Source organism: Flavobacterium sp. TN-1 (genome assembly GCF_052828645.1).
Window position 1 is genome coordinate 2423731 of the sequence record NZ_CM128253.1, and the last position, 20860, is coordinate 2444590.

General features: G+C 30.6%; 20 protein-coding genes and 1 pseudogene. 13 read left to right on the plus strand and 8 right to left on the minus strand.

Features of this window, described 5'->3' with window-relative positions; genetic code table 11:
* The first annotated feature begins 282 nt into the window (after positions 1-282).
* Entirely contained in the window at positions 283-1707 is a 1425-nt protein-coding gene (locus ACUXZJ_RS10635; protein WP_060382086.1) for an ATP-dependent DNA helicase, read from the plus strand.
* A 79-nt stretch (positions 1708-1786) separates the two neighbouring features.
* Positions 1787-2518, plus strand: a complete 732-nt coding sequence (gene kdsB / locus ACUXZJ_RS10640; RefSeq protein ID WP_060382087.1) for a 3-deoxy-manno-octulosonate cytidylyltransferase — start codon at positions 1787-1789, stop codon at positions 2516-2518.
* 92 nt (positions 2519-2610) lie between these two features.
* On the opposite strand, the gene ACUXZJ_RS10645 is transcribed toward kdsB, so the two are convergent.
* On the minus strand, positions 2611-2994 hold the full coding sequence (locus ACUXZJ_RS10645) for a DUF1573 domain-containing protein (RefSeq protein ID WP_060383822.1): 384 nt from the start codon (positions 2992-2994) through the stop codon (positions 2611-2613).
* A 309-nt stretch (positions 2995-3303) separates the two neighbouring features.
* Between ACUXZJ_RS10645 and ACUXZJ_RS10650 the strand changes: the two genes are divergently transcribed.
* On the plus strand, positions 3304-5931 hold the full coding sequence (locus ACUXZJ_RS10650; protein WP_060382088.1) for a valine--tRNA ligase: 2628 nt from the start codon (positions 3304-3306) through the stop codon (positions 5929-5931).
* 247 nt (positions 5932-6178) lie between these two features.
* Here the strand turns inward: ACUXZJ_RS10650 and ACUXZJ_RS10655 are convergent, their stop codons facing one another.
* Positions 6179-6673 (minus strand): metallophosphoesterase family protein, encoded by a 495-nt coding sequence (locus ACUXZJ_RS10655; RefSeq protein ID WP_060382089.1) that lies wholly within the window; start codon positions 6671-6673, stop codon positions 6179-6181.
* A 188-nt stretch (positions 6674-6861) separates the two neighbouring features.
* Between ACUXZJ_RS10655 and ACUXZJ_RS10660 the strand changes: the two genes are divergently transcribed.
* The gene (locus ACUXZJ_RS10660; protein ID WP_060382090.1) at positions 6862-7989 is read left to right on the plus strand and encodes a cysteine desulfurase family protein; all 1128 of its coding nucleotides are present in this window, start codon (positions 6862-6864) and stop codon (positions 7987-7989) included.
* A complete protein-coding gene (locus ACUXZJ_RS10665; protein WP_060382091.1) occupies positions 7986-8864 on the plus strand; it encodes a glycerophosphodiester phosphodiesterase in 879 nt (292 codons plus the stop codon). Before ACUXZJ_RS10660 ends, ACUXZJ_RS10665 begins: the two co-directional genes overlap by 4 nt.
* Positions 8865-8924: 60 nt before the next feature.
* Here the strand turns inward: ACUXZJ_RS10665 and gcvT are convergent, their stop codons facing one another.
* Positions 8925-10007, minus strand: a complete 1083-nt coding sequence (gene gcvT, locus ACUXZJ_RS10670) for a glycine cleavage system aminomethyltransferase GcvT (protein ID WP_060382092.1) — start codon at positions 10005-10007, stop codon at positions 8925-8927.
* A gap of 497 nt (positions 10008-10504) precedes the next feature.
* On the opposite strand from gcvT, the gene hutH reads away from it, so the two are divergent.
* Complete coding sequence (hutH, locus tag ACUXZJ_RS10675; protein ID WP_060383823.1) at positions 10505-12007, plus strand: histidine ammonia-lyase; 1503 nt, start codon at positions 10505-10507, stop codon at positions 12005-12007.
* Between the two features lie 155 nt (positions 12008-12162).
* Here the strand turns inward: hutH and ACUXZJ_RS10680 are convergent, their stop codons facing one another.
* From ACUXZJ_RS10680 to ACUXZJ_RS10695, 4 genes and pseudogenes are all read right to left on the minus strand, one after another.
* A complete protein-coding gene (locus ACUXZJ_RS10680; RefSeq protein WP_060382093.1) occupies positions 12163-12729 on the minus strand; it encodes a YceI family protein in 567 nt (188 codons plus the stop codon).
* Between the two features lie 13 nt (positions 12730-12742).
* Positions 12743-13375 (minus strand): annotated as a pseudogene (locus tag ACUXZJ_RS10685) (NAD(P)H-dependent oxidoreductase).
* A gap of 3 nt (positions 13376-13378) precedes the next feature.
* Positions 13379-13831, minus strand: coding sequence for a MarR family winged helix-turn-helix transcriptional regulator (locus tag ACUXZJ_RS10690; protein WP_063743942.1), 453 nt, complete (start codon positions 13829-13831; stop codon positions 13379-13381).
* 1247 nt (positions 13832-15078) lie between these two features.
* Positions 15079-15504, minus strand: coding sequence for a hypothetical protein (locus tag ACUXZJ_RS10695; RefSeq protein WP_446194930.1), 426 nt, complete (start codon positions 15502-15504; stop codon positions 15079-15081).
* A gap of 85 nt (positions 15505-15589) precedes the next feature.
* Here ACUXZJ_RS10695 and ACUXZJ_RS10700 point away from each other — a divergent pair, with 85 nt between their 5' ends.
* From ACUXZJ_RS10700 to ACUXZJ_RS10715, 4 genes are read left to right on the plus strand one after another with little or no spacing between them, the layout of a single operon-like run.
* Entirely contained in the window at positions 15590-15817 is a 228-nt protein-coding gene (locus ACUXZJ_RS10700; protein ID WP_088418506.1) for a hypothetical protein, read from the plus strand.
* A complete protein-coding gene (locus ACUXZJ_RS10705) occupies positions 15801-16391 on the plus strand; it encodes an antA/AntB antirepressor family protein (RefSeq protein ID WP_446194932.1) in 591 nt (196 codons plus the stop codon). Before ACUXZJ_RS10700 ends, ACUXZJ_RS10705 begins: the two co-directional genes overlap by 17 nt.
* Positions 16391-16534, plus strand: coding sequence for a hypothetical protein (locus ACUXZJ_RS10710; RefSeq protein WP_163445087.1), 144 nt, complete (start codon positions 16391-16393; stop codon positions 16532-16534). Before ACUXZJ_RS10705 ends, ACUXZJ_RS10710 begins: the two co-directional genes overlap by 1 nt.
* Before the next feature lie 20 nt (positions 16535-16554).
* Positions 16555-16854 (plus strand): hypothetical protein, encoded by a 300-nt coding sequence (locus ACUXZJ_RS10715; RefSeq protein ID WP_446194935.1) that lies wholly within the window; start codon positions 16555-16557, stop codon positions 16852-16854.
* Here ACUXZJ_RS10715 and ACUXZJ_RS10720 read toward each other — a convergent pair.
* Positions 16823-17020, minus strand: coding sequence for a KTSC domain-containing protein (locus ACUXZJ_RS10720; RefSeq protein ID WP_088420441.1), 198 nt, complete (start codon positions 17018-17020; stop codon positions 16823-16825). The genes ACUXZJ_RS10715 and ACUXZJ_RS10720 overlap by 32 nt on opposite strands.
* Positions 17021-17121: 101 nt before the next feature.
* Here ACUXZJ_RS10720 and ACUXZJ_RS10725 point away from each other — a divergent pair, with 101 nt between their 5' ends.
* From ACUXZJ_RS10725 to ACUXZJ_RS10735, 3 genes are read left to right on the plus strand one after another with little or no spacing between them, the layout of a single operon-like run.
* Positions 17122-19209: a hypothetical protein gene (locus ACUXZJ_RS10725; protein ID WP_446194937.1), complete on the plus strand. Its 2088-nt coding sequence runs from the start codon at positions 17122-17124 to the stop codon at positions 19207-19209.
* The gene (locus tag ACUXZJ_RS10730; RefSeq protein WP_088467032.1) at positions 19209-20144 is read left to right on the plus strand and encodes an ATP-binding protein; all 936 of its coding nucleotides are present in this window, start codon (positions 19209-19211) and stop codon (positions 20142-20144) included. Before ACUXZJ_RS10725 ends, ACUXZJ_RS10730 begins: the two co-directional genes overlap by 1 nt.
* Complete coding sequence (locus ACUXZJ_RS10735; RefSeq protein WP_088420736.1) at positions 20144-20860, plus strand: ATP-binding protein; 717 nt, start codon at positions 20144-20146, stop codon at positions 20858-20860. Before ACUXZJ_RS10730 ends, ACUXZJ_RS10735 begins: the two co-directional genes overlap by 1 nt.

Genomic DNA, 20860 nt, shown 5'->3' on the forward strand with positions numbered 1-20860 from the left:
AGATTAGTAATATTTTGAGTGTTTTTATAAAGTTAAATTACGGAATAGAAAATTATTACGAATAATAATGGATTTAAATTTTAAAATGGGTTTAGTTTTTTGTTTTAAATGTTAACAAGGTGGATCTATGGGGGATTTTTATATTTTTTATTTTGATCGGAAAGTTTGATGTATAATTTTAGATGAAAGAAGATTGATAATGTTTGGGTAATATTAGCTAACTAAGAATATGATATTTTATTATATGTTTTATATTTGGCTTCTTTTTTAAATAAATATTTTATGAGTTCAGGATTATTTTATAGTATTTTACGAAAAAAGTTCCCTTTTCAACTTACAGTAAAGCAGGATCTATTTTTTGGTAAGGTGGCTGAATTTATAGAAAGTTCAAATAAGAATGAATTATTTGTTTTAAAAGGGTATGCTGGTACAGGTAAGACCACTTTAATTTCTACTATAGTAAATCATTTAGTGGAAGTCCAAAAAAAATATGTTTTGTTAGCTCCTACAGGTAGAGCTGCAAAGGTTATTGCTAATTATTCTGATAAAAAAGCTTTTACGATACATAAAAAAATTTATTTTCCAAAGAAAAGCAATGGAGGTGGTGTTCGTTTTACTATGCAAACTAACAAGCATACGGATACAATTTTTATTGTAGATGAATCGTCTATGATTTCGGATGTGGATACGGATTCTAAAATGTATGAAAATGGGTCATTATTAGATGATTTGATATCGTATGTATATTCTGGGCAGAATTGTAAAATGATTTTTATAGGTGATACGGCTCAGTTACCTCCAGTTAATTTAGATATTTCTCCTGCTTTAAACGTAGAGACTTTAAGTTTAAATTATACAAAAGAGGTTTATTCTATGGAATTAGATGAAGTTATGCGTCAAGAATTTAATTCTGGAATTTTGCATAATGCTACTGAATTAAGAGAGTTATTAAAGGAACATTTTATTACAGATTTTAAATTTAAATTAAAAGGTTTTAAGGATATAGTGAGACTTACTGATGGGTATGATATACAAGATGCTATTCATCAAGCATATAATAATTACAGTATAGAGGATACAACTTTTATTGTTCGTTCAAATAAAAGGGCTAATCAATATAATCAACAAATACGCTCTAAAATTTTAGGAAAAGAAAGTGAATTATCTACAGGTGATTTTTTAATGGTTGTAAAAAATAATTATTTTTGGCTTAAAGATTCAGATGAGGCGGGTTTTATTGCAAATGGTGATATTATTGAGATTTTAGAAATCCGTTCTATAAAAGAATTATATAGTTTTAGGTTTGCAGTAGTAAAAATAAGAATGATTGATTATCCTAATCAACCCCCTTTAGATACTATTTTGTTGTTAAATACGATCATGAGTGAATCACCTTCTTTGACTTATGAAGAGTCAAATTTATTGTATCAGGAAGTAATGAAGGATTATGAAAACGAACGTGCACATTATAAAAAATACCTAAAAGTAAAAAATAATGAATATTTTAATGCTCTTCAAGTAAAATTTTCGTACGCTATTACTTGTCATAAATCGCAAGGAGGACAATGGAATACTGTTTTTATAGAACAACCATATTTGCCTAGTGATATAGATAGAGATTTTGTACGTTGGTTGTATACTGCTATGACACGTGCAAAAGATAAATTGTATTTGATTGGTTTTAAGGATGAATTTTTTATAACTTAATTTATTTTTAATTCTGTTTTTGTCCCTAATGTATTTAAATAGAATTTACTATATTGATAGATAATTAAAAAACAAAAAAATGAAAATAATAGCTGTAATACCTGCTCGTTATGCCTCTACTCGTTTTCCTGCGAAATTAATGCAAGATTTAGGAGGTAAAACGGTTATACTTCGTACCTATGAATCTGCTGTGAAGACTCAATTATTTGATGATGTATTTGTAGTAACTGATTCCGATTTGATTTATAATGAAATTGTTTCTAATGGAGGGAAAGCTTTAATGAGTATAAAAGAGCATGAAAGTGGAAGTGATCGTATAGCCGAGGCAGTTGAAGATATGGATGTTGATGTTGTAATAAATGTACAAGGTGATGAGCCCTTTATTAATGAGGAACCGCTAGTAAAAATTATTGAAATTTTTAAAAAAGATGTGGATAAAAAGGTAGATTTAGCTTCTTTAATGTTTGAAATAAAAGATAAAGAGGAAATTCAAAATCCTAATAATGTTAAAGTAATTGTAGATCAAGAAGGATTTGCCCTGTATTTTTCACGTTCAGTAATTCCTTATCCAAGAGAAGAAAATGTAGGGGTTAGATATATGAAACATATAGGTATTTATGCTTTTAGAAAAGAAGCTTTAATGGATTTTTATTGTTTGCCCATGTTACCTTTGGAGTCAGCAGAAAAATTGGAGCAATTGCGTTATTTAGAGTATGGCAAACGTATTCGTATGGTTGAAACTACGCATGGAAGTATAGGTATAGATACTCCCGAAGATTTAGAAAAAGCAAAGGCGTTTCTAAAGCAATAAGTTGGGCTTGATGTTATAATTTAGAGAAAATAGAAAACATAAAAAAACCAATCTTAACTTGCAGATTGGTTTTTTATGATGATTTTAAGAATCTAATTAATCTCAACGATTCCTTTTATTTTTAAATGAGTTAACCCACTTTCGGTATTAGTTGCATTACTTTCTACCATAATAGATTTGCGAATAGGACCTGGATTCATATTATATTTAACCTCAATCTTTCCAGACTTTCCAGGATCAACAGGATCTTTAGAAAAAGAAGGAATTGTACAGCCACAGGTTGATTGCACATTTTTTATAATAAGAGGAGCATCTCCTGTATTTGTAAATTCAAAAAAACGAATGCCATTGTCAGTAGATTTACTAACTGTGCCATAATCAATTTCATGTGTTTTAAATTCTATTTTTGCGCCATCTTGAGCTTGTAAGGAAAAACTGAATAATATTAGTGTTGTAAAATATAAAACTCGTTTCATTTGATTTAATTGATTAAGTAAAAAAACTTTCTTTGAAGTAAACCTACAAAAAAAAAACTTAAACTTTTTATTTTTATGTGGTTTATTTATTTTTGCATAAAAATACAAAAATTGTACCAAAAAAATACTTATATTTTTCTACAAGAACGAGTCTGTCTTTTGTGTCAGTAATTCTTAAAAATTTCTAAGGATTGACTATATAATAGTTAATTAAATTAGAACTATTTGATTATTTCTAGTACTTTTATAAAAATATTTCAGAAATTCTGAATTCTAATATTATTTAATATCAAAAATCAAAAATTTAAAATGATACCAGCACAATTCGATCCAAAGTCAGTAGAGAAAAAATGGTATGACTATTGGATGGAAAATAAATATTTCCGTTCTATTCCAGACCATCGTAAACCTTATACAATTACCATTCCACCACCTAATGTGACAGGAGTTTTGCACATGGGACACATGTTAAACAACACGATTCAAGATGTTTTAATTCGTCGTGCTCGTTTAAAAGGATTTAATGCTTGTTGGGTTCCAGGTACAGATCATGCTTCTATTGCTACTGAGGCAAAGGTAGTAGCTAAATTAAAGGCAGAAGGAATTAATAAAAATGATTTATCTCGTGAAGAGTTTTTAAAACATGCTTGGGATTGGACAGAGAAATATGGAGGAACTATTCTTGAACAATTAAAACAGTTGGGATGCTCATGTGATTGGGATAGAACCAAATTTACTATGGATGATGATATGACGGCATCAGTAATTAAGTCATTTGTAGATTTATATAACAAAGGAATGATTTATCGTGGTTACCGTATGGTAAATTGGGATCCTGAGGCTAAAACAACTTTGTCAGATGAAGAAGTGATTTATGAAGAGCGTCAAGGAAAATTATACCACTTAAGATATAAAATAGAGGATAGTAATGAGTTTGTAACGATTGCTACAACTCGTCCTGAAACTATTTTAGGAGACACTGCCATTTGTATTCATCCTGAAGATGAGCGTTACCAACACTTAAAAGGAAAGAAAGCAATTGTTCCTATTTGTAACAGGGTAATTCCTATTATTTTTGATGAGTATGTAGATATGGAATTTGGAACAGGTTGTTTAAAAGTGACACCAGCACACGATATAAACGATAAAGAATTAGGAAATAAACACAATTTAGAAATCATTGATATTTTTAATGAAGATGCTACCTTAAATAGTTTTGGTTTGCATTATATTGGCAAAGATCGTTTTGTGGTTCGCGATGAAATTGCAAAAGAGTTAGAAACTATTGGAGCATTAGTTAAAACCGAAAATCACCTAAATAAAGTAGGAACTTCCGAAAGAACTAAAGCTGTAATTGAGCCAAGATTGTCTGATCAATGGTTTTTACGTATGGAAGAATTGGTTAAACCCGCAATTAAAGCAGTATTAGAAACCGAAGAGGTAAAATTATATCCATCACGTTTTAATAATACTTACCGTCATTGGATGGAAAATATCCGCGATTGGAATATTTCCCGTCAACTATGGTGGGGACAGCAAATTCCTGCGTATTACTATGGTGAAGGAAAGGAAGATTTTGTAGTAGCTGAAACAAAAGAACAAGCACTTGAATTAGCTAAACAAAAAACAAAAAACCAAGAGCTAACAAAGGATGATTTACAACAAGATGCAGATGCTTTAGATACTTGGTTTTCTTCATGGTTATGGCCTATGGCCGTTTTTGGAGGTATGTTAGATCCAAAAAATGAAGATTTTAGATATTATTACCCTACTAATGATTTAGTAACAGCTCCTGATATTTTATTTTTCTGGGTAGCACGTATGATTATTGCAGGTTATGAATATACAGACGCAAAACCTTTTACGAATGTATATCTAACAGGTTTAGTGCGTGACAAACAAGGACGTAAAATGTCTAAATCCTTAGGAAATTCACCAGATCCGTTGGATTTAATTGATAAATTTGGTGCCGATGGAGTTCGTTGTGGATTGTTGTTAAGTGCAGCAGCAGGTAACGATATTTTATTTGATGAAGAATTATGTAATCAAGGGAAATCTTTTGCCAATAAAATTTGGAATGCTTTTCGTTTAATAAAAGGTTGGGAAGTAGCAGATATTGCACAACCAGAAGCCTCTAAATCAGCAATTGCTTGGTATGAAGCTAAATTACAAAAAACATTAGTAGAAATTGAAGATAATTTTGATAAATATAGAATTTCCGATGCTCTAATGGCAATTTATAAATTAGTTTGGGATGATTTTTGTTCGTGGTTTTTAGAAATGATTAAACCAGGTTATCAGCAACCTATTGATAAAACTACTTTTGATAAAGCAATCGAAATGTTAGAAGCTAATCTAAAGTTATTGCATCCATTTATGCCCTTTTTAACAGAAGAAATATGGCAACATATTGCTGATAGAACCTCTGAAGAAGCATTAATCGTTGCTCAATGGCCAGAAATAAAAACTTATGATGAAAAATTAGTTTCAGATTTTGATTTTGCAACAGAAGTAATTTCAGGAATTAGAATGATTAGAAAAGATAAAAATATTTCGTTTAAAGATGCTATCGAATTGAAAGTAGTGAATAACGAAACAATTTCTACTTTTTTTGATAGTGTAATTATTAAGCTAGGAAATTTATCTCATTTAGAATATGTTTCCGAAAAAGTAAATGGAGCTTTATCTTATCGTGTAAAATCAAATGAATATTTTATTCCAATAGGTGAGGGAATTGATATTGAGGCTGAAATAAAGAAATTAACCGAAGAGTTAAATTATATAAAAGGATTCTTAAAATCAGTTCAAGGAAAACTTTCTAATGAAAAATTTGTTTCAGGAGCTCCAGAACAAGTAATTGCTAATGAGCGAAAAAAAGAAACGGATGCTTTAGCTAAAATTGCAACTATTGAACAGAGTTTGGCAGGACTGAAATAAGAAAATATCCTACTAAAATTTTATGAGGGTGTCTAAAAAGGAGTAACTAAACCTTTAGTTTGTTATTTCAACAAAAGAAAGTATATTATATCAGTACTATCTGATTTTTTCTTTGGTAGAAATAATAGAGTTACGATCTTTTAGGGTACCCTCATATTTATTTATGATTTTTATTTTATTCTGGGATCTCTTTTTCTTGATTCAGAAATTTAAAAATTAAAGAAATTATAAAAACTATTATAGATCTTTATCTAGAACCTAATTCAATAACTTCTAGTTCTTTAATGGCCTCGCCATCAATAATAAATCGCAACATAGTTCGTATTTGATGAAATCCACTTTTACCACAAGCACCAGGGTTCATGTGCAAAAGGTTCAATGTCTTGTCAAATTGAACTTTCAGTATATGAGAATGCCCACAAATAAATAATTTAGGAGGATTTTTATAAAGTTCTTCTTTAATTTCTGCATTGTATTTATTTGGGTAACCTCCAATATGAGTAATTAAAACATCAACCTTTTCACAATAAAAACGATTGTGTAAAGGAAATTCCATTCGAGCACTGGTTCCGTCTATGTTTCCATAAACAGCACGCAATGGTTTATATTTTTTTATAGTATCTGTGACGATTAGATTTCCTATATCGCCAGCATGCCATACCTCATCTGCCCAATTTATATGTTTAAGTATCAATTCATCTATATGTCCGTGGGTATCAGATAATAATAAGATTTTTTTCATACAAGGAAAAGCTAATGGATAATTTTAAAAGTTGTTAGATGATTTAAAAAATATTCTTTTTTATTCAGAAGTATTTTCAGATTCAAATATATAAAATCATTAAATTTGAAATGAACAAATACAAAAGATAATTTCAGATAAAAGTTATATAAAATTAACTATTATTTTAGCTGTTTTAAGATTTAAAAATGAAAAAAGTATATTTAGATAATGCCTCTACAACTTCATTGTATCCTGAAGTAATTGAGGAAATGACTCGAATATTAAGTACTCAATATGGAAATCCATCGTCTTCTCACGAAGTAGGTAGAGAAGCAAAAAATGAACTTGAATTAGCCCGAAAAAGTATAGCTAAAAACCTTCAATGCAATGCTCAAGAAATTATTTTTACATCTTGTGCAACAGAGGCTAATAATTTAATACTTCGTTCAGCTATAAAAAGTTTGGAAGTAAAAAGGATTATTACAAGCAAAATAGAACATCATGCCGTTTTACATACAGTAGCCGTTTTACAAAAAGAATTTGAAATACAAGTAGATTTTGTCTCTATTAACCCTGATGGGACAATTAATTACGCTCATCTAGAAAACTTACTAAATTCAGATGTTAAAACCTTAGTTTCATTAATGTATGTTAATAATGAAATAGGAACCATTTTAGATTTAGAAAAAGTGGCCCATCTATCAAAAAAAAGCAATGCTTATTTTCATACAGATGCGGTTCAAGGAATAGGAAAATCAGTTGTTGATTTATCAAAGATTTCAATAGATTTTTTGGTAGCCAGTGCTCATAAATTTCACGGACCTAAAGGGGTTGGTTTTGCATTTATCAAAAAAAATATTGTTTTAGAACCCATATTGTATGGAGGAGAACAAGAAAAAGGACTTAGAGCAGGTACCGAAAGTATTCATAATATAGTAGGAATGGCTAAAGCCTTAGCTATTTCATTAGCTCATTTAGAAACGAATAAAGAATACCTTCAAGGGTTAAAAAAATATTTAGTAGAAGCATTAAAAAAATATTTTCCAGAAAGTATTTTTGTTGGAAACCCAGAAACAACTCAATATAATATTGTAAATATTATTTTACCATTAGAAGAAACTAAATCAGGGATGATTGTTTTTTTAATGGATATGAATGGAGTAGCTATTTCAAGAGGAAGTGCTTGTCAATCAGGAAGTTCTAAACCTTCGCATGTTTTAGAAACATTTATTCCTACTGAATATTTAGCTAAACCCAATATTCGAATTTCATTATCTAAATACAATACCTTAGATGATATTGATTTTTTAATTGAAACTATTAAGAAACTATGAAACAAATACTAAAACTATTATTATTTTTACCTTTTATGAGTCAAGCCCAAAAATTTGATATTCAAGGGCATCGAGGATGCCGTGGGTTACTTCCTGAAAATTCAATAGAAGCAATGAAAAAAGCTATTGATCTAGGAGTTACTACTCTTGAAATGGATGTCGTTATTAGCAGAGACAAACAAGTTTTATTATCACATGAACCCTTCTTATCACATGAAATTTGTTTAGATAAAGATAATCAAACCATTAGTGAAGCCACAGAACAATCATTTAATTTATATCAAATGAATTATGATGAAATAAAAAAATGTGATTGTGGTAGTAAAATACATCCCCGATTTTTAGAACAAGAAAAGATAAAAATCAATAAACCATTATTAATAGAAGTAATTGATTTTGTTGAAAAATATGTTCAGACAAAATATCCTAGTAAAAAAATCTTTTACAATATAGAAACTAAATCAGATCCCAAAGGAGATGAAATATACCACCCGTTACCCAATGAATTTGTAGATTTATTGGTTAACGTTTTAGAAAATAAAAATATTATAGATAGGACTTATATTCAATCTTTTGACGTTAGAACGTTACAGTATTTACATCAAAAATACACTTCATTTAAAACCGTTCTTTTAGTTGAAAATAAGTTGTCTATTAATGAAAATTTAAAGCAATTAGGTTTTAAGCCAACTGTTTATAGCCCAGAATTTATTTTATTAGATAAAGAAAAAGTAGATTATTTGCATACAAAGAATATAAAAGTAATTCCTTGGACTGTTAATAAAAAAGAAGATATGCAAACAATAATGTCATACGGAGTAGATGGGTTGATTACAGATTATCCGAATCGTTATTTTGAGTTAAAAAGAACATAAATTTTTCTAAGTTCAAAACATAAGTGATTATATTTTGAACTTAGAAGGTAAAAGAGGGAATTATTTTTTATAAAAAGGTAATTTAACCACTTTTGCAGCAATGTCTTTATTTCTAATTCTGATAAAAATTTCAGAGTCAGGAGTAGATAAAGTTGTTGGTACATATCCCATACCAATTCCTTTGTTTAATGAGGGAGATTGTGTACCCGATGTTACAATACCTATAATATTTCCATTAGCATCTACAATTTCGTAATCATGACGAGGAATACCTCTTTCTAATAATTCAAAACCAACTAATTTACGAGTAACTCCTTCTTCTTTTTGCTTTTTCAAATTTGAAGAATTTGTAAAATCTTTATCAAATTTTGTAATCCATCCTAAACCTGCTTCAAGAGGAGATGTTGTATCATTAATATCATTTCCGTATAAACAAAAGCCCATTTCTAAACGTAAGGTATCGCGTGCAGCTAATCCAATAGGTTTAATTTCAAAAGAAGCCCCTGCCTCAAAAACTTTATTCCAAATAGTTTCAGCATCTTCGTTTTTAAAATAAATTTCAAATCCTCCAGAACCTGTATAACCAGTAGCAGATACAATTACATTATGTACACCCGCAAATTCGCCTATTTGAAAAGTGTAATAACCCATATTTACTAAATCAATTGAAGTTAGACGTTGCATAGCTTCAGCTGCTTTAGGTCCTTGAATAGCTAATAAGGAGTAAGCATCTGAATGATTTTCCATTGTAACACCTAAATCATTATGAGATGAAATCCAGTTCCAATCTTTTTCAATATTAGAAGCATTTACGACTAACATATAATGATCATCAGCAATTTTATATACAATTAAATCATCTACAATACCTCCTTCATTGTTTGGAAGACAAGAATATTGTGCTTTACCATTAACTAATTTTGAAGCATCATTTGAAGTTACTTTTTGGATTAATGCCAAAGCATTTTCACCTTTGAGCATAAACTCACCCATGTGAGAAACGTCAAAAACACCTACACCGTTACGAACCGTTTCGTGTTCTATATTTACACCTTCGTATTGTACAGGCATATTAAATCCTGCAAAAGGAACCATTTTAGCTCCTAAATTCTCGTGAATATGAGTTAATGCTGTGTTTTTCATTTTAAAGTAGTTTGTAAAAAATTGATTGCAAAATTAATATTTTTAAATAGAAGTTTCGTGTTATTATTCTTTGAAATCAAATGAAAATTGTTTTATTTTATTATACTATACCATTTAAACTTTGAAATTTCCTCATAATACTATTTTTTAAACCTTGAGATTGTCCAAAAAGTTCGGAATCTTGTCATTGACCAAAGAGAGAAATTACATAATATTGATTATGAGACTCCTCCTTACGCAGGATTAACAAACTGTATGTTGATTTAGACACATTCTACAAAAACAATAAAAATTAGTGTTGGTTCTCGATGCGTTTCGCTCTCGAACTGACGATGATTTCAATTATATACTAAACCTTTTGTTCGAGTTGTTTTAAAAATGAAAAAACTACATACTTAACTTCAGTTAGTGTGTAAATTTTTATTTGAAATACTAAAACTTCTTTTTGATTTCTGATCTTTTTTATGGAATTTTGGGCAACAAATTTTAGAATAAAGATGGATACTACTCATTATATTTCTTCTGATATATTTTCATTAGAAACGTTACAAGAAATTATTTCACAAAATCAAAAATTAGCATTATCAGAAGAAGCACGCTTAAACATTGTAAAATGTCGTGAATATTTAGATAAGAAAATGGTGGAACACAAAGACCCCATTTATGGTATAAACACTGGCTTCGGTTCGTTATGTGATGTGAAAATTTCAAATGAAAATTTATCAAAACTTCAAGAAAATTTAATGAAATCACACGCTTGTGGAACAGGAGATGAAGTACCACAAGAGATTGTGAAAATTATGTTGTTGTTGAAAGTAAAATCTTTAAGTTATGGACATTCAGGTGTACAACTAGCAACAGTAGAGCGTTTGATAGATTTTTATAATAATGATGTTTTTCCTGTAGTGTATACACAAGGATCATTAGGAGCCTCTGGTGATTTAGCACCATTGGCGCATTTATGTTTACCATTAATAGGAGAAGGAGAAGTATATTTAGATGGATTTCGTCAACCAGCTATGAAAGTACTTGAAAAAATGAATTGGCAACCTATTATCCTGCAATCTAAAGAAGGACTAGCATTATTAAATGGTACACAATTCATGAGCGCTTACGGAAGTTATGTCTTGCTAAAAGCGTTGAAATATAGTTATTTAGCTGATGTGATAGGAGCTGTTTCATTAGAAGCTTTTGATGGTAGAATTGAGCCATTTAATGATTTAATTCACATGGTTCGTCCACATAAAGGACAAATTGTAACCGCACAACGTTTTCAAGAGTTGCTAGATGGAAGTCAAATTATTAAACAACCCAAAAAACACGTACAAGATCCTTATTCTTTTCGTTGTATTCCACAGGTACACGGAGCGTCAAAGGATACAATTGATTATGTAAAAAAAGTTTTCAAAACAGAAATCAATTCAGTTACTGATAACCCGAATATTTTTGCAGAAGAAGATTTAATTATCTCAGGAGGAAATTTTCATGGGCAACCTCTGGCGTTAACCTTAGATTTTCTAGGTATGGCATTAGCTGAATTAGGAAATATTTCAGAAAGAAGAACTTATCAATTAATTTCAGGTTTACGTGAATTACCAGCATTTTTAGTAAGTGATCCAGGATTGAACTCTGGATTTATGATTCCACAGTATACAGCTGCTAGTATTGTAAGTCAAAACAAACAACTAACAACACCAGCCAGTACAGATAGTATTGTTTCTAGTAATGGGCAAGAAGATCATGTTTCTATGGGAGCTAATGCCGCAACGAAGTGTTTGAAAATAATGGAAAATCTAGAACGTATTTTAGCTATTGAATTAATGAATGCTTCACAAGCTATTGAATTTAGACGACCATTACAATCTAGTACGTTTTTAGAAAGTTTCTTAAAGTTATATAGAGAAGAAGTTCCTCTTGTAAAAGAAGATCGAATTTTACATTATGATATAGAAAAATCAATTGCTTTCTTATCTAGTTTTTATGTAGAAGATTTAGAATAATTTAAAAAGCTATCCGAAAAGTTCAAAATCTTGTTATTTTGACTAAAGGGGGAATTACATAGTGTTGATAATATGATTTCTCCCTTTAGTTAAATGACAGATTATATGTTGAGTTTTTTTCAGATAGCCTCTTTTATTAGGATTTAAAAATTTATTTAGTATTTTAATTGAACTTTTAATTCAAATTCATCATCAATAGCTTTGTCTGCTAGGGCACCAAAGTTTTTAGAAGCATATTTTACATCGTATTTAGTTCGGTCTACCATTAGGGTAGCATTTGCAACATTTTTATTAGTTACTAGATCAAATTTTATAGGATTTGTAATTCCTTTTATAGTTAAATCAGCTTCTATACTATAAGTGTTTGTGGACTTTTTACCAATTTTTTTGAATACTAAAGTTGAGGTAGGAAATTTATCTACAGCAAAAAAGTCACCATCTTTAAGATGTACATCTAATTTGTTTTTCCATTCACCTTGTAAATCCAAAGTATTAATAGTAGTCATATCTACTGTAAAATTTCCGCCTTTTAATTCTTTTCCATTAAAAATTAATTGACCTTCTTTTAGTTTTATATCTCCATCGTGTTGACCACCAAATTTTTTTGCCAACCATAAAACTTTACTTTTTGATGCGTCTACTTTTTTTGAAGTTTGAGCAGTGGCAGTTAAGCCCCCTAAAGTTACGAGTATTGCTAAAGCAAAAGATTTTAAAATTTTCATTTTTTATGTAGTGTTAGATATTAATAAATAATTCTTCGTTTGATTTTCTTACTTTTTTATCATGTTGAGTAAGATCTTACTCATGTCTATAACCTATAGTAGCTACTAAAGAGGCATTTAAATTTTGAGAATTTAGATTTAGTATTTCATTGTACTTTTCGGCTTCAAAACCTTCCATAGGAGTTACATCTATTTTTAGTTCAGCAGCAGCATTTAACAAATTACCAAGTGCTAAATAAGTTTGTTTAGAAGTCCATATATTTTGTTCTTTAGTGCTTAGTTCTAAAATTTTACTTTTCATAAATGCACTATAACCAGTTAAATGTTCTTGTGGTACTTCTCTAACAAAACTCACTCTTTTTATAAAATCATCAATAGTAGTTTCATCTAAATGACTATAGTTTGCAAAAACAAATAGATGAGAAGCATCTGTTATTTGGGACTGATTCCAAGAAGCAGGTTTTAATCGTTCACGAATCTCTGGATTATCAATAATTAGTACTTTATAGGGTTGAAGCCCATAAGAAGAAGTACTTAATCGAATAGCTTCTTTTAGTATATTTAGATCCGATTCACTAACTTTTTTAGAAGAATCGAATTTTTTGGTGGCATATCGCCAATTTTGGTATTCAATAAATTTACTCATTATTTAACTTCTGTATTTTTCTAATAATTCATTGAAAATTTCTAATTCAGCAGGTGTTAACTTATTAGCAAACTCATTTTCGTGTGCTAATACTAAAGGATCCAAGGCCTCTAATACTTCTAATCCTCTTTCTGTAATTGTAATTTCCATTTTTCTTTTGTTCTCAGGACAAACTTTTCGAACGACTAGTTCTTTTATTAATAATTTGTCAACCAATCGGGTAGTGTTACTAGTTTTGGCCAACATACGTTCTTGTATACATGCCATATTAACAGGTTTGCCTTTTTGTCCTCTTAAAATTCTTAATACATTATATTGTTCACTTGATAAGTCATGAGGTTTTAATATTTCTAAAAATTTATCTCCAACAACATTTCGTGTGAACGTAAGATTTAGAAGTACCCTTTTTGCTAGCGATAAGGTAACTGTACTTTTAATTTCTTCTTCTATTTTCATTTCTATAGAAATTTGATACAGCAAATGTAAAAAAAATAAACATTTGTATATACAAATGTTTGGTAAAAAAATGTTAATTTATTTTATGTAATAATAAAAAGAAATTCTAAAAGCTATCTTTTTATTTTTATTAAAAGTAAGCTCAAATGAAATGAATAGATGAAGAAAATTATATAACATTGATAATGTGATTGCTTTTGTTGTTGAAGAGATAAACTAGATTTTAAATGACTATTTTTTAGAGAGTCATTTCGATATTTGTTTTTATATAAAATGTTTTTGCAATTTTGTGTAACTTTTTTTGTCAACAAACGTACAATTAAGGTATTTAAATTTAATCAATGTAAGAATGGCACTAAGGTGTTACTAAATTAAAAATAGAATTCTAAATTTTACTGCAGTAAGAATTCCTATTTGTAATAAATCGAAAAATAAACCCCTATTTCATTTGGTTAAATTTTATTAGAAATATTTTATTCAAACTAATTAATTGTTTTATTATGACATCAATTATTTCATTATGGTGGTTATTACCATTGGTATTAACTGTTGTATTTTACAAATTTGTTTTAAGAGTTTTTTTTGGAATGGTCATCGTACCTGAGGACTATCCCCCCTAAATACAGATACCCAAATACACTAAAACATAAAAACCCCTGAAAACCCTTGTAAAATAAGCCTCTCACGAATGTTGGGAGGTTTTTTTTTGAAAAATACAAATGCCCAGATTATACCATTTGCTACAGTTATGCTACCGTTTGAGGATGCGATATTGTACCATTTTAATGATACACTACCATTAGCAAGACAAATATAGCAAAAAAAGCCCTTAAAACCCTGTAAATACAAGCTTTTAAGCTATAAATACCCTAACACACCACCACGCTAAAAACCCTTTTTAAAACCAATTTAAATGCGATTTTACAAGAAATACGACTTTTTGTATTTTACCTGTTTTTTTGCAATGGATGAACAGTTGGGTGAACAGTTGGGTGAACAAAAATAAGATTTAAAAACACGACTTACACCCTATACCCTAGTATTAAAAACCATAGTTAAGGCGTAAAAATAGCCACTTAACCCCCCTATAATTGCAATAAAAAAAGATAGCTATAAGTGTTATGTTTTTGAATTTCAATAAAATAACGATTTTAAGCCTTTTTTCACACCTTCTTTTATTAGCGTTTTAGGTATTTTACACCTCCTCCAGCACCTCGTTTTTATGCACAACCCAGTGCCTTGGCACTTTATCCTGCCACTCTGGACTGTCCTGACCCTGATGAACTGGCTAGCTCTTGTTTTAAACGAGCAACCTCGGATTCTAAAAATGCGATTTGCTTTTCACTCATTTCCGAATTCTTTTCCAATAGTTTGATTTTATCATTAAGTAATCCAACAACTAGTGATGAGTCAGGTTGTGCTACTTTGACTTCGTTAGTAATTTTGAGCATTTCGCCTTTACCAGTTAATAACCAATTAGCGTCAATCTCTTCAAATCGAATCAGTGTGTTTTGTATCGGAGTTATACCCGCATTAGTTCTTTTTTTACAGATTTCTGTAATTAAAGATGGACTTACTTCGATTTCATTTGCGAATCCTTTCGGAGTGTATACTTTTTTTTCCTTTTTTAGATAATCATAAACATCTAAAAACCTTATAGTTATGTCGTTCATTTAGAAAATTTTACAAAAAAATGTATAAAAGCTGTTTTTAAATACAGAAAACTGTATATATTTGCAACATCAAAACATTATAACAATGACAAAAGTAGTAGAATTATCGGAGATTGTTACGATTTGCGAACAAAATAAACAAACAGGCGATGTGTACACCTTATCTAAGATGTTCAACATGACCACCGATGCAATTCGTATGCGCATATCACGCAAGGATGAAAGAACTTACAGAGCCTTATACATCATTGTATGTCAGCGTGAACAACTTATAAATGACTTTAAAAACCATCAATATGAATCAACTAATTAACATTACCAACCAAAACGGAACCTCAGTAGTTTCAGCAAGGGATTTACACCAATTTTTAGAAGTAGAAACAAAATTTACAATGTGGATTGAAAGAAGAATTGAAGAATACGGATTCGTTGAAGATGTAGATTTTGTTTTGCTTCCCAATCTTGGGAAGCAAAAAGAAAGAGGAGGACACAACCGAAAAGAATATGCTATCACTTTAGATATGGCTAAGGAGTTGAGTATGGTGGAAAAGACAGACAAAGGTCGTGAGGCACGTCGCTACTTTATAGCGGTCGAAAAAAAGGCACTCGCTCCACAGCTATCAGCAACGCCGTCGGTTTCAGTAATTGAAGAAAGAAACAAAAAGCGTGATGAGCTATTACTTCTTATCAGAAATAATCTTTTGCAAGGCGATATTAAGCAAGTAGCAATAAGTAATGACTGGAGTTACGAAATGGTTAGAAATGTAGTAAGGCGAAAACACTTTAACTCTAAAATGGTAGAGGCTTTATTTAACAAGGCAATGAGTAACAAGCAAAATCAAAATATTGAAATCACCGAAATGATTAATCAATTAAAATACCAGTAATGAACGACCTAAACGCACAGTACCGAGCGCAAATAGAAGCCTTACAAAAGGAACTTGAGCGCAAGAACAAACAACTAAAAGAGGCAACCACGCTCATTCAGGAACTACACGACTTGTTTGCCTCTGAATTAAAAGAGCTTTAAAACCTTATTATATACAGACAATGGAACAGACAGTTATTATAAATATTGATAAGTTAATAGATAATATCTCTATTACTCATCCCTCACAAGCTGATAATCATCAAGCACTTAATGAGCAACCTGAACACAAAGAAATAGAAGTATTAATAAAGGTAAGCGATTTAAGTGAAATGATTAACGAAATAAAAAGGCTTCGTTATCACGAAGCTACTACGGTAGGGCTTTGGGCTATTGACCAAAAACCCTCAAAAGTAAATCACAAATGGATTAGGAAAAATGCTTTTAAGATTAAGAAACTCGGTACTCATCCCTTATCCTAAGGCTAAAAAACGAACCTTTCGAACGTGCATTTAAGAAGTCTTTAAAAACATACTCGGGTACACGATGATATTTATAGAGCATACCAGACTTAAATTTTACATATAAAACAGAATTTTCGGAATCATAGCCAATAGCACTAATAACAGAAGAACGAACAGCAATCATATTACTATATTTTTTGATTAGACACCTCAAATATAGTAAAAATCCCGCCACGGCATTAGCGTGGTTTCGACACCACGGCGGGAACAAAAACTAAAATTCAAATGGAAAAAGAAACCCCATACGAATACCACGATAACAAACTGGGCGTAAAGCTCAAGTACTTAATTGCTGATAGAAATAAACATGAGGATAGTCTTTGTCTTTTTACCTATAGAGCTTTAAGACAAAGACTAGATAGATTTAGTTCACAAGAAGAAGAGCTACGTCGTGGATGCTATGGTAAAGATGCATTAGTAGTATTCGAAAGTTTGGACAGACGCACTAAAGATATTCTAATACTAACTTTTGGAGAACCTGAAAAAGAGGTTAAGAAAAATTGGTTTGCAAGTGCTTATATGCCTGATTCATACGCTAGGCAGTTTTTTGAAAAACACACCTACGGTGAAGATAACAAAAAACTGAAAAGCAAAGATATAGACTTGTACACAAATAATGCTTCTGTATTAAACACAGTAATTAAAATAAAAGAACAAAGAAAATACGGTAATAAAGCAAGGCAAGTACAAGGAGTTGATATTTGGGAAACCTTAAGTAATGATGTAAATGCGTTTAGAGAAATTACACATAATTTACCTACTTCAAGTCATGGACTAAGACGTAAAATTAGAGAATACCAAAAAAATGGATATGCTTCGCTTATTTCGGGCAAATTAACAACCAAAAATGCGATCAAGGTAAAATCAAGAGAGCAAATGGCATTGCTAGATGAATTGATTTCAAAACATAACAATTTTGAAAATCAAACTATATCAGAAATATACAACGCATTAGCAGAACGTTTAGAATGGAAGTTAATAACAGCTCAAACAGTAGGTAACAGAAGAAAATTAAGCAATCTAACCACTTATGCAGGTCGAAAAGGAACAAAAGCATTGAGTAATAATATTCTAATGCAAAACAAACGAAGTAAGCCTACTAAACCAATGCTTTACTGGACACTCGATGGATGGATGGCTGAGCTTTTATATCAAAAAACAACGGTAGATAATAAAGGATATTCAACAACTACATATCACAATCGATTGACAATTGTTGTAGTACTTGACCCTTTTAACAAATATCCTGTAGGTTATGCCATAGGTCAGCAAGAATCTTCTGAATTAATAAAGGAAGCAATGCTTAATGCGGTAATGCATACAAAGGAGTTATTTGGTCAGTATTTCAAACCTGTACAATTACAGTCAGACAACTATCAGATGAAGAAATTAAAACCAATGTATGAAGCCTGTACCAAATATTTTACCCCAGCAAAAGTGGGTAATGCAAAAGCAAAAGTCATTGAACCCTACTTCGCTCACATAAATAAAAAATATTGTCAAATGTTTGAAAATTGGAGCGGATTTGGGGTTGAAAGTGGAAGTAAAAAGCAACCTAACGATGAATATTTAAACAAAATTCGTCACTCCTTTCCTGATGAAGCAGGTTGCCGTATGCAATTAGAGTCTATCATTTCGGCAGAACGATCCAAAAAACAAAAAGAATATTTACAACAATGGAATGCTGTCGAAGATGAACTAAGGCTTCCGTTTGAAAAGGAAAGTTTCTTAATGGCATTAGGAAGCACTACAGGAGGGACAAACAGATTAACTGGAGAAGGAATACGATTAAAAATAAATGGCAGTCCAGTATTTTATGATTGTTTCGATATGAGTATGAGAAAAAAAGCGCATTTGGACTGGAAGATTCTCTATAATCCTCACAATTTAGAGGAAGCCATAGCACTGAGCCCAGAGGGAGATTACCGATTTGAATTGGAACAAAAATACATTCAACCTATGGCACTTGCAGAACAGTCTGAAAACGATACAGCTCAAAGATTAAGGATAAAAGAGTTTAATGAAAAAACCACAACATACATTATTGAGAAACGTCAGGAAAATATTGAAACCTTAAAGTCGGTTTTTGAAAATCCTTTATTAAACGACACACTAGCAAAACATTTACTAGTAGATAGTAGAGGACAGCACAAAGACACACAAAATAAAGAAAGAATGCTACAAGTAAAAGCAGAAAAAGTGATGCTAAAACAAGAAAAAGAAAAAGCCAAAAAAGAAGAAAAAACGTGGCTTGAAGAGCAAAACGAATACATAAAAGAGAAAATTGACCTAACCAAATACGCACAATACTAATGACAACAGAACAAAAAAACACAATAGTAAACGCACTAGAAGCATATTTAAGCAAATATGATATATCAGCAAATGTATTTGTTGAAAAAACAGGAATTAACGAATCCTACATCACTAACATGCGCAACCGAAGCTTTAAAGTAGGTAAGACAGAAATTAAAGAAAAATGGTTTATAGCAGTTGCCAAAAATATAGGATTTGAACTTGAAAAAAATTACTGGAAAAGACAGTTTACAAATCAAACCACAGCTATGCTAGCGGTTTTGGAAGATGCTAAATTTTATGGTTTGACCAATGTAATTATAGGCGAAACAGGATGCGGTAAAAGCTATACAGCTCAATGGTTTGCAGATGCGAACCCTCAATATATGTTTATTATCAAAGTAGGCTCTAGCGATAACCTTTCGGATCTGATTGATAAAATCTTAGAGGTAACAAAAATTCCTATTTCTAAAACCAAATCAAAAAACATTAGTTCGATTGTAAAATATTTTAAAAAGCTAAAGTTCGAAGGTTATAAGCCTATGTTAATTTTTGATGAGTGTGAGTATATGAAACAAGCTACTTTGTGTATGATGAAAGAACTTTACGATGACTTGTTGAAAGAGTGCTCTATTATACTCATTGGCACAGATGAACTACTAGATAAGCTAGATAAAATGCGAAAAAGGAAAAAGGAAGGAATGCGCCAGTTTTACCGTCGTTTAAAATTTAGAGTTAGAGTACTACCGAGTATCGATACTTCTTTTAAACTGTTTTTAAATGAAATTGAAGATAAAGATTTAAAAACCTTTTTACAGCGTAATTGTGAAAATTATGGAGAATTACATGATGCCTTAGTTCCAGCCATGCGTGAGGCTGATAGAACAGGTGAGCCTCTAACGGAAGATTTTGTTCGTAAAGTTTTAAATATACCAAAAACAATGTTTTTATAATGGAAAATACCCTAATGCAACCTACAGATGTAATTGCAAAAGCATCGGAAATAAAACAAGAAAAAAAAGCGAAAAAGCAAAAAAGTATTATCCCGCTTTCAGATGTTTTAGCTCAAAATTTTAAAACAATTAAACTTGAAGGCGAATGGTATGAAGCTTTTGGAGAACCACAAGACAAAGGGGTTTGGTTAGTTTGGGGAAGTTCGGGAGGTGGTAAGAGCTACTTTGTTATGCAGCTCGCAAAAGAGCTCGCAAAAACAAAAAAAGTACTTTACAACGTGCTTGAAGAAGAAACCTCCGATACTGATTTTATAAATCGAGTAAAAAATGTAGGGATGAATGATGTTAAGGATAAATTCAAAATGCAACGTCACGGTTATGAAGACTTGGTAAACTTTCTGAAAAAAGCAAAGAAAAGTTATAATCCAGAAGTAATTATAATTGATAGCCTACCTTATTTCATTAAAACATTTGATCAATACATAAAATTAAAAAAACAATTTCCTAGTAAAATATTCATTTTCACCGCTCACGCTAAGGGAGCTAATCCGAGGAGCGAACTAGAAACGAGAGTGCAGTATGATGCTAAAATGAAAATTTTTGTAAACGGTTACTTAGCATCTTGCAAAGGGCGAACCATAGGACCTAACGGTGGACACTTTATAAGTTGGAAAGAAGGTTACGAAAAAGTAAGAGGTACAATAGAAAATGAATAA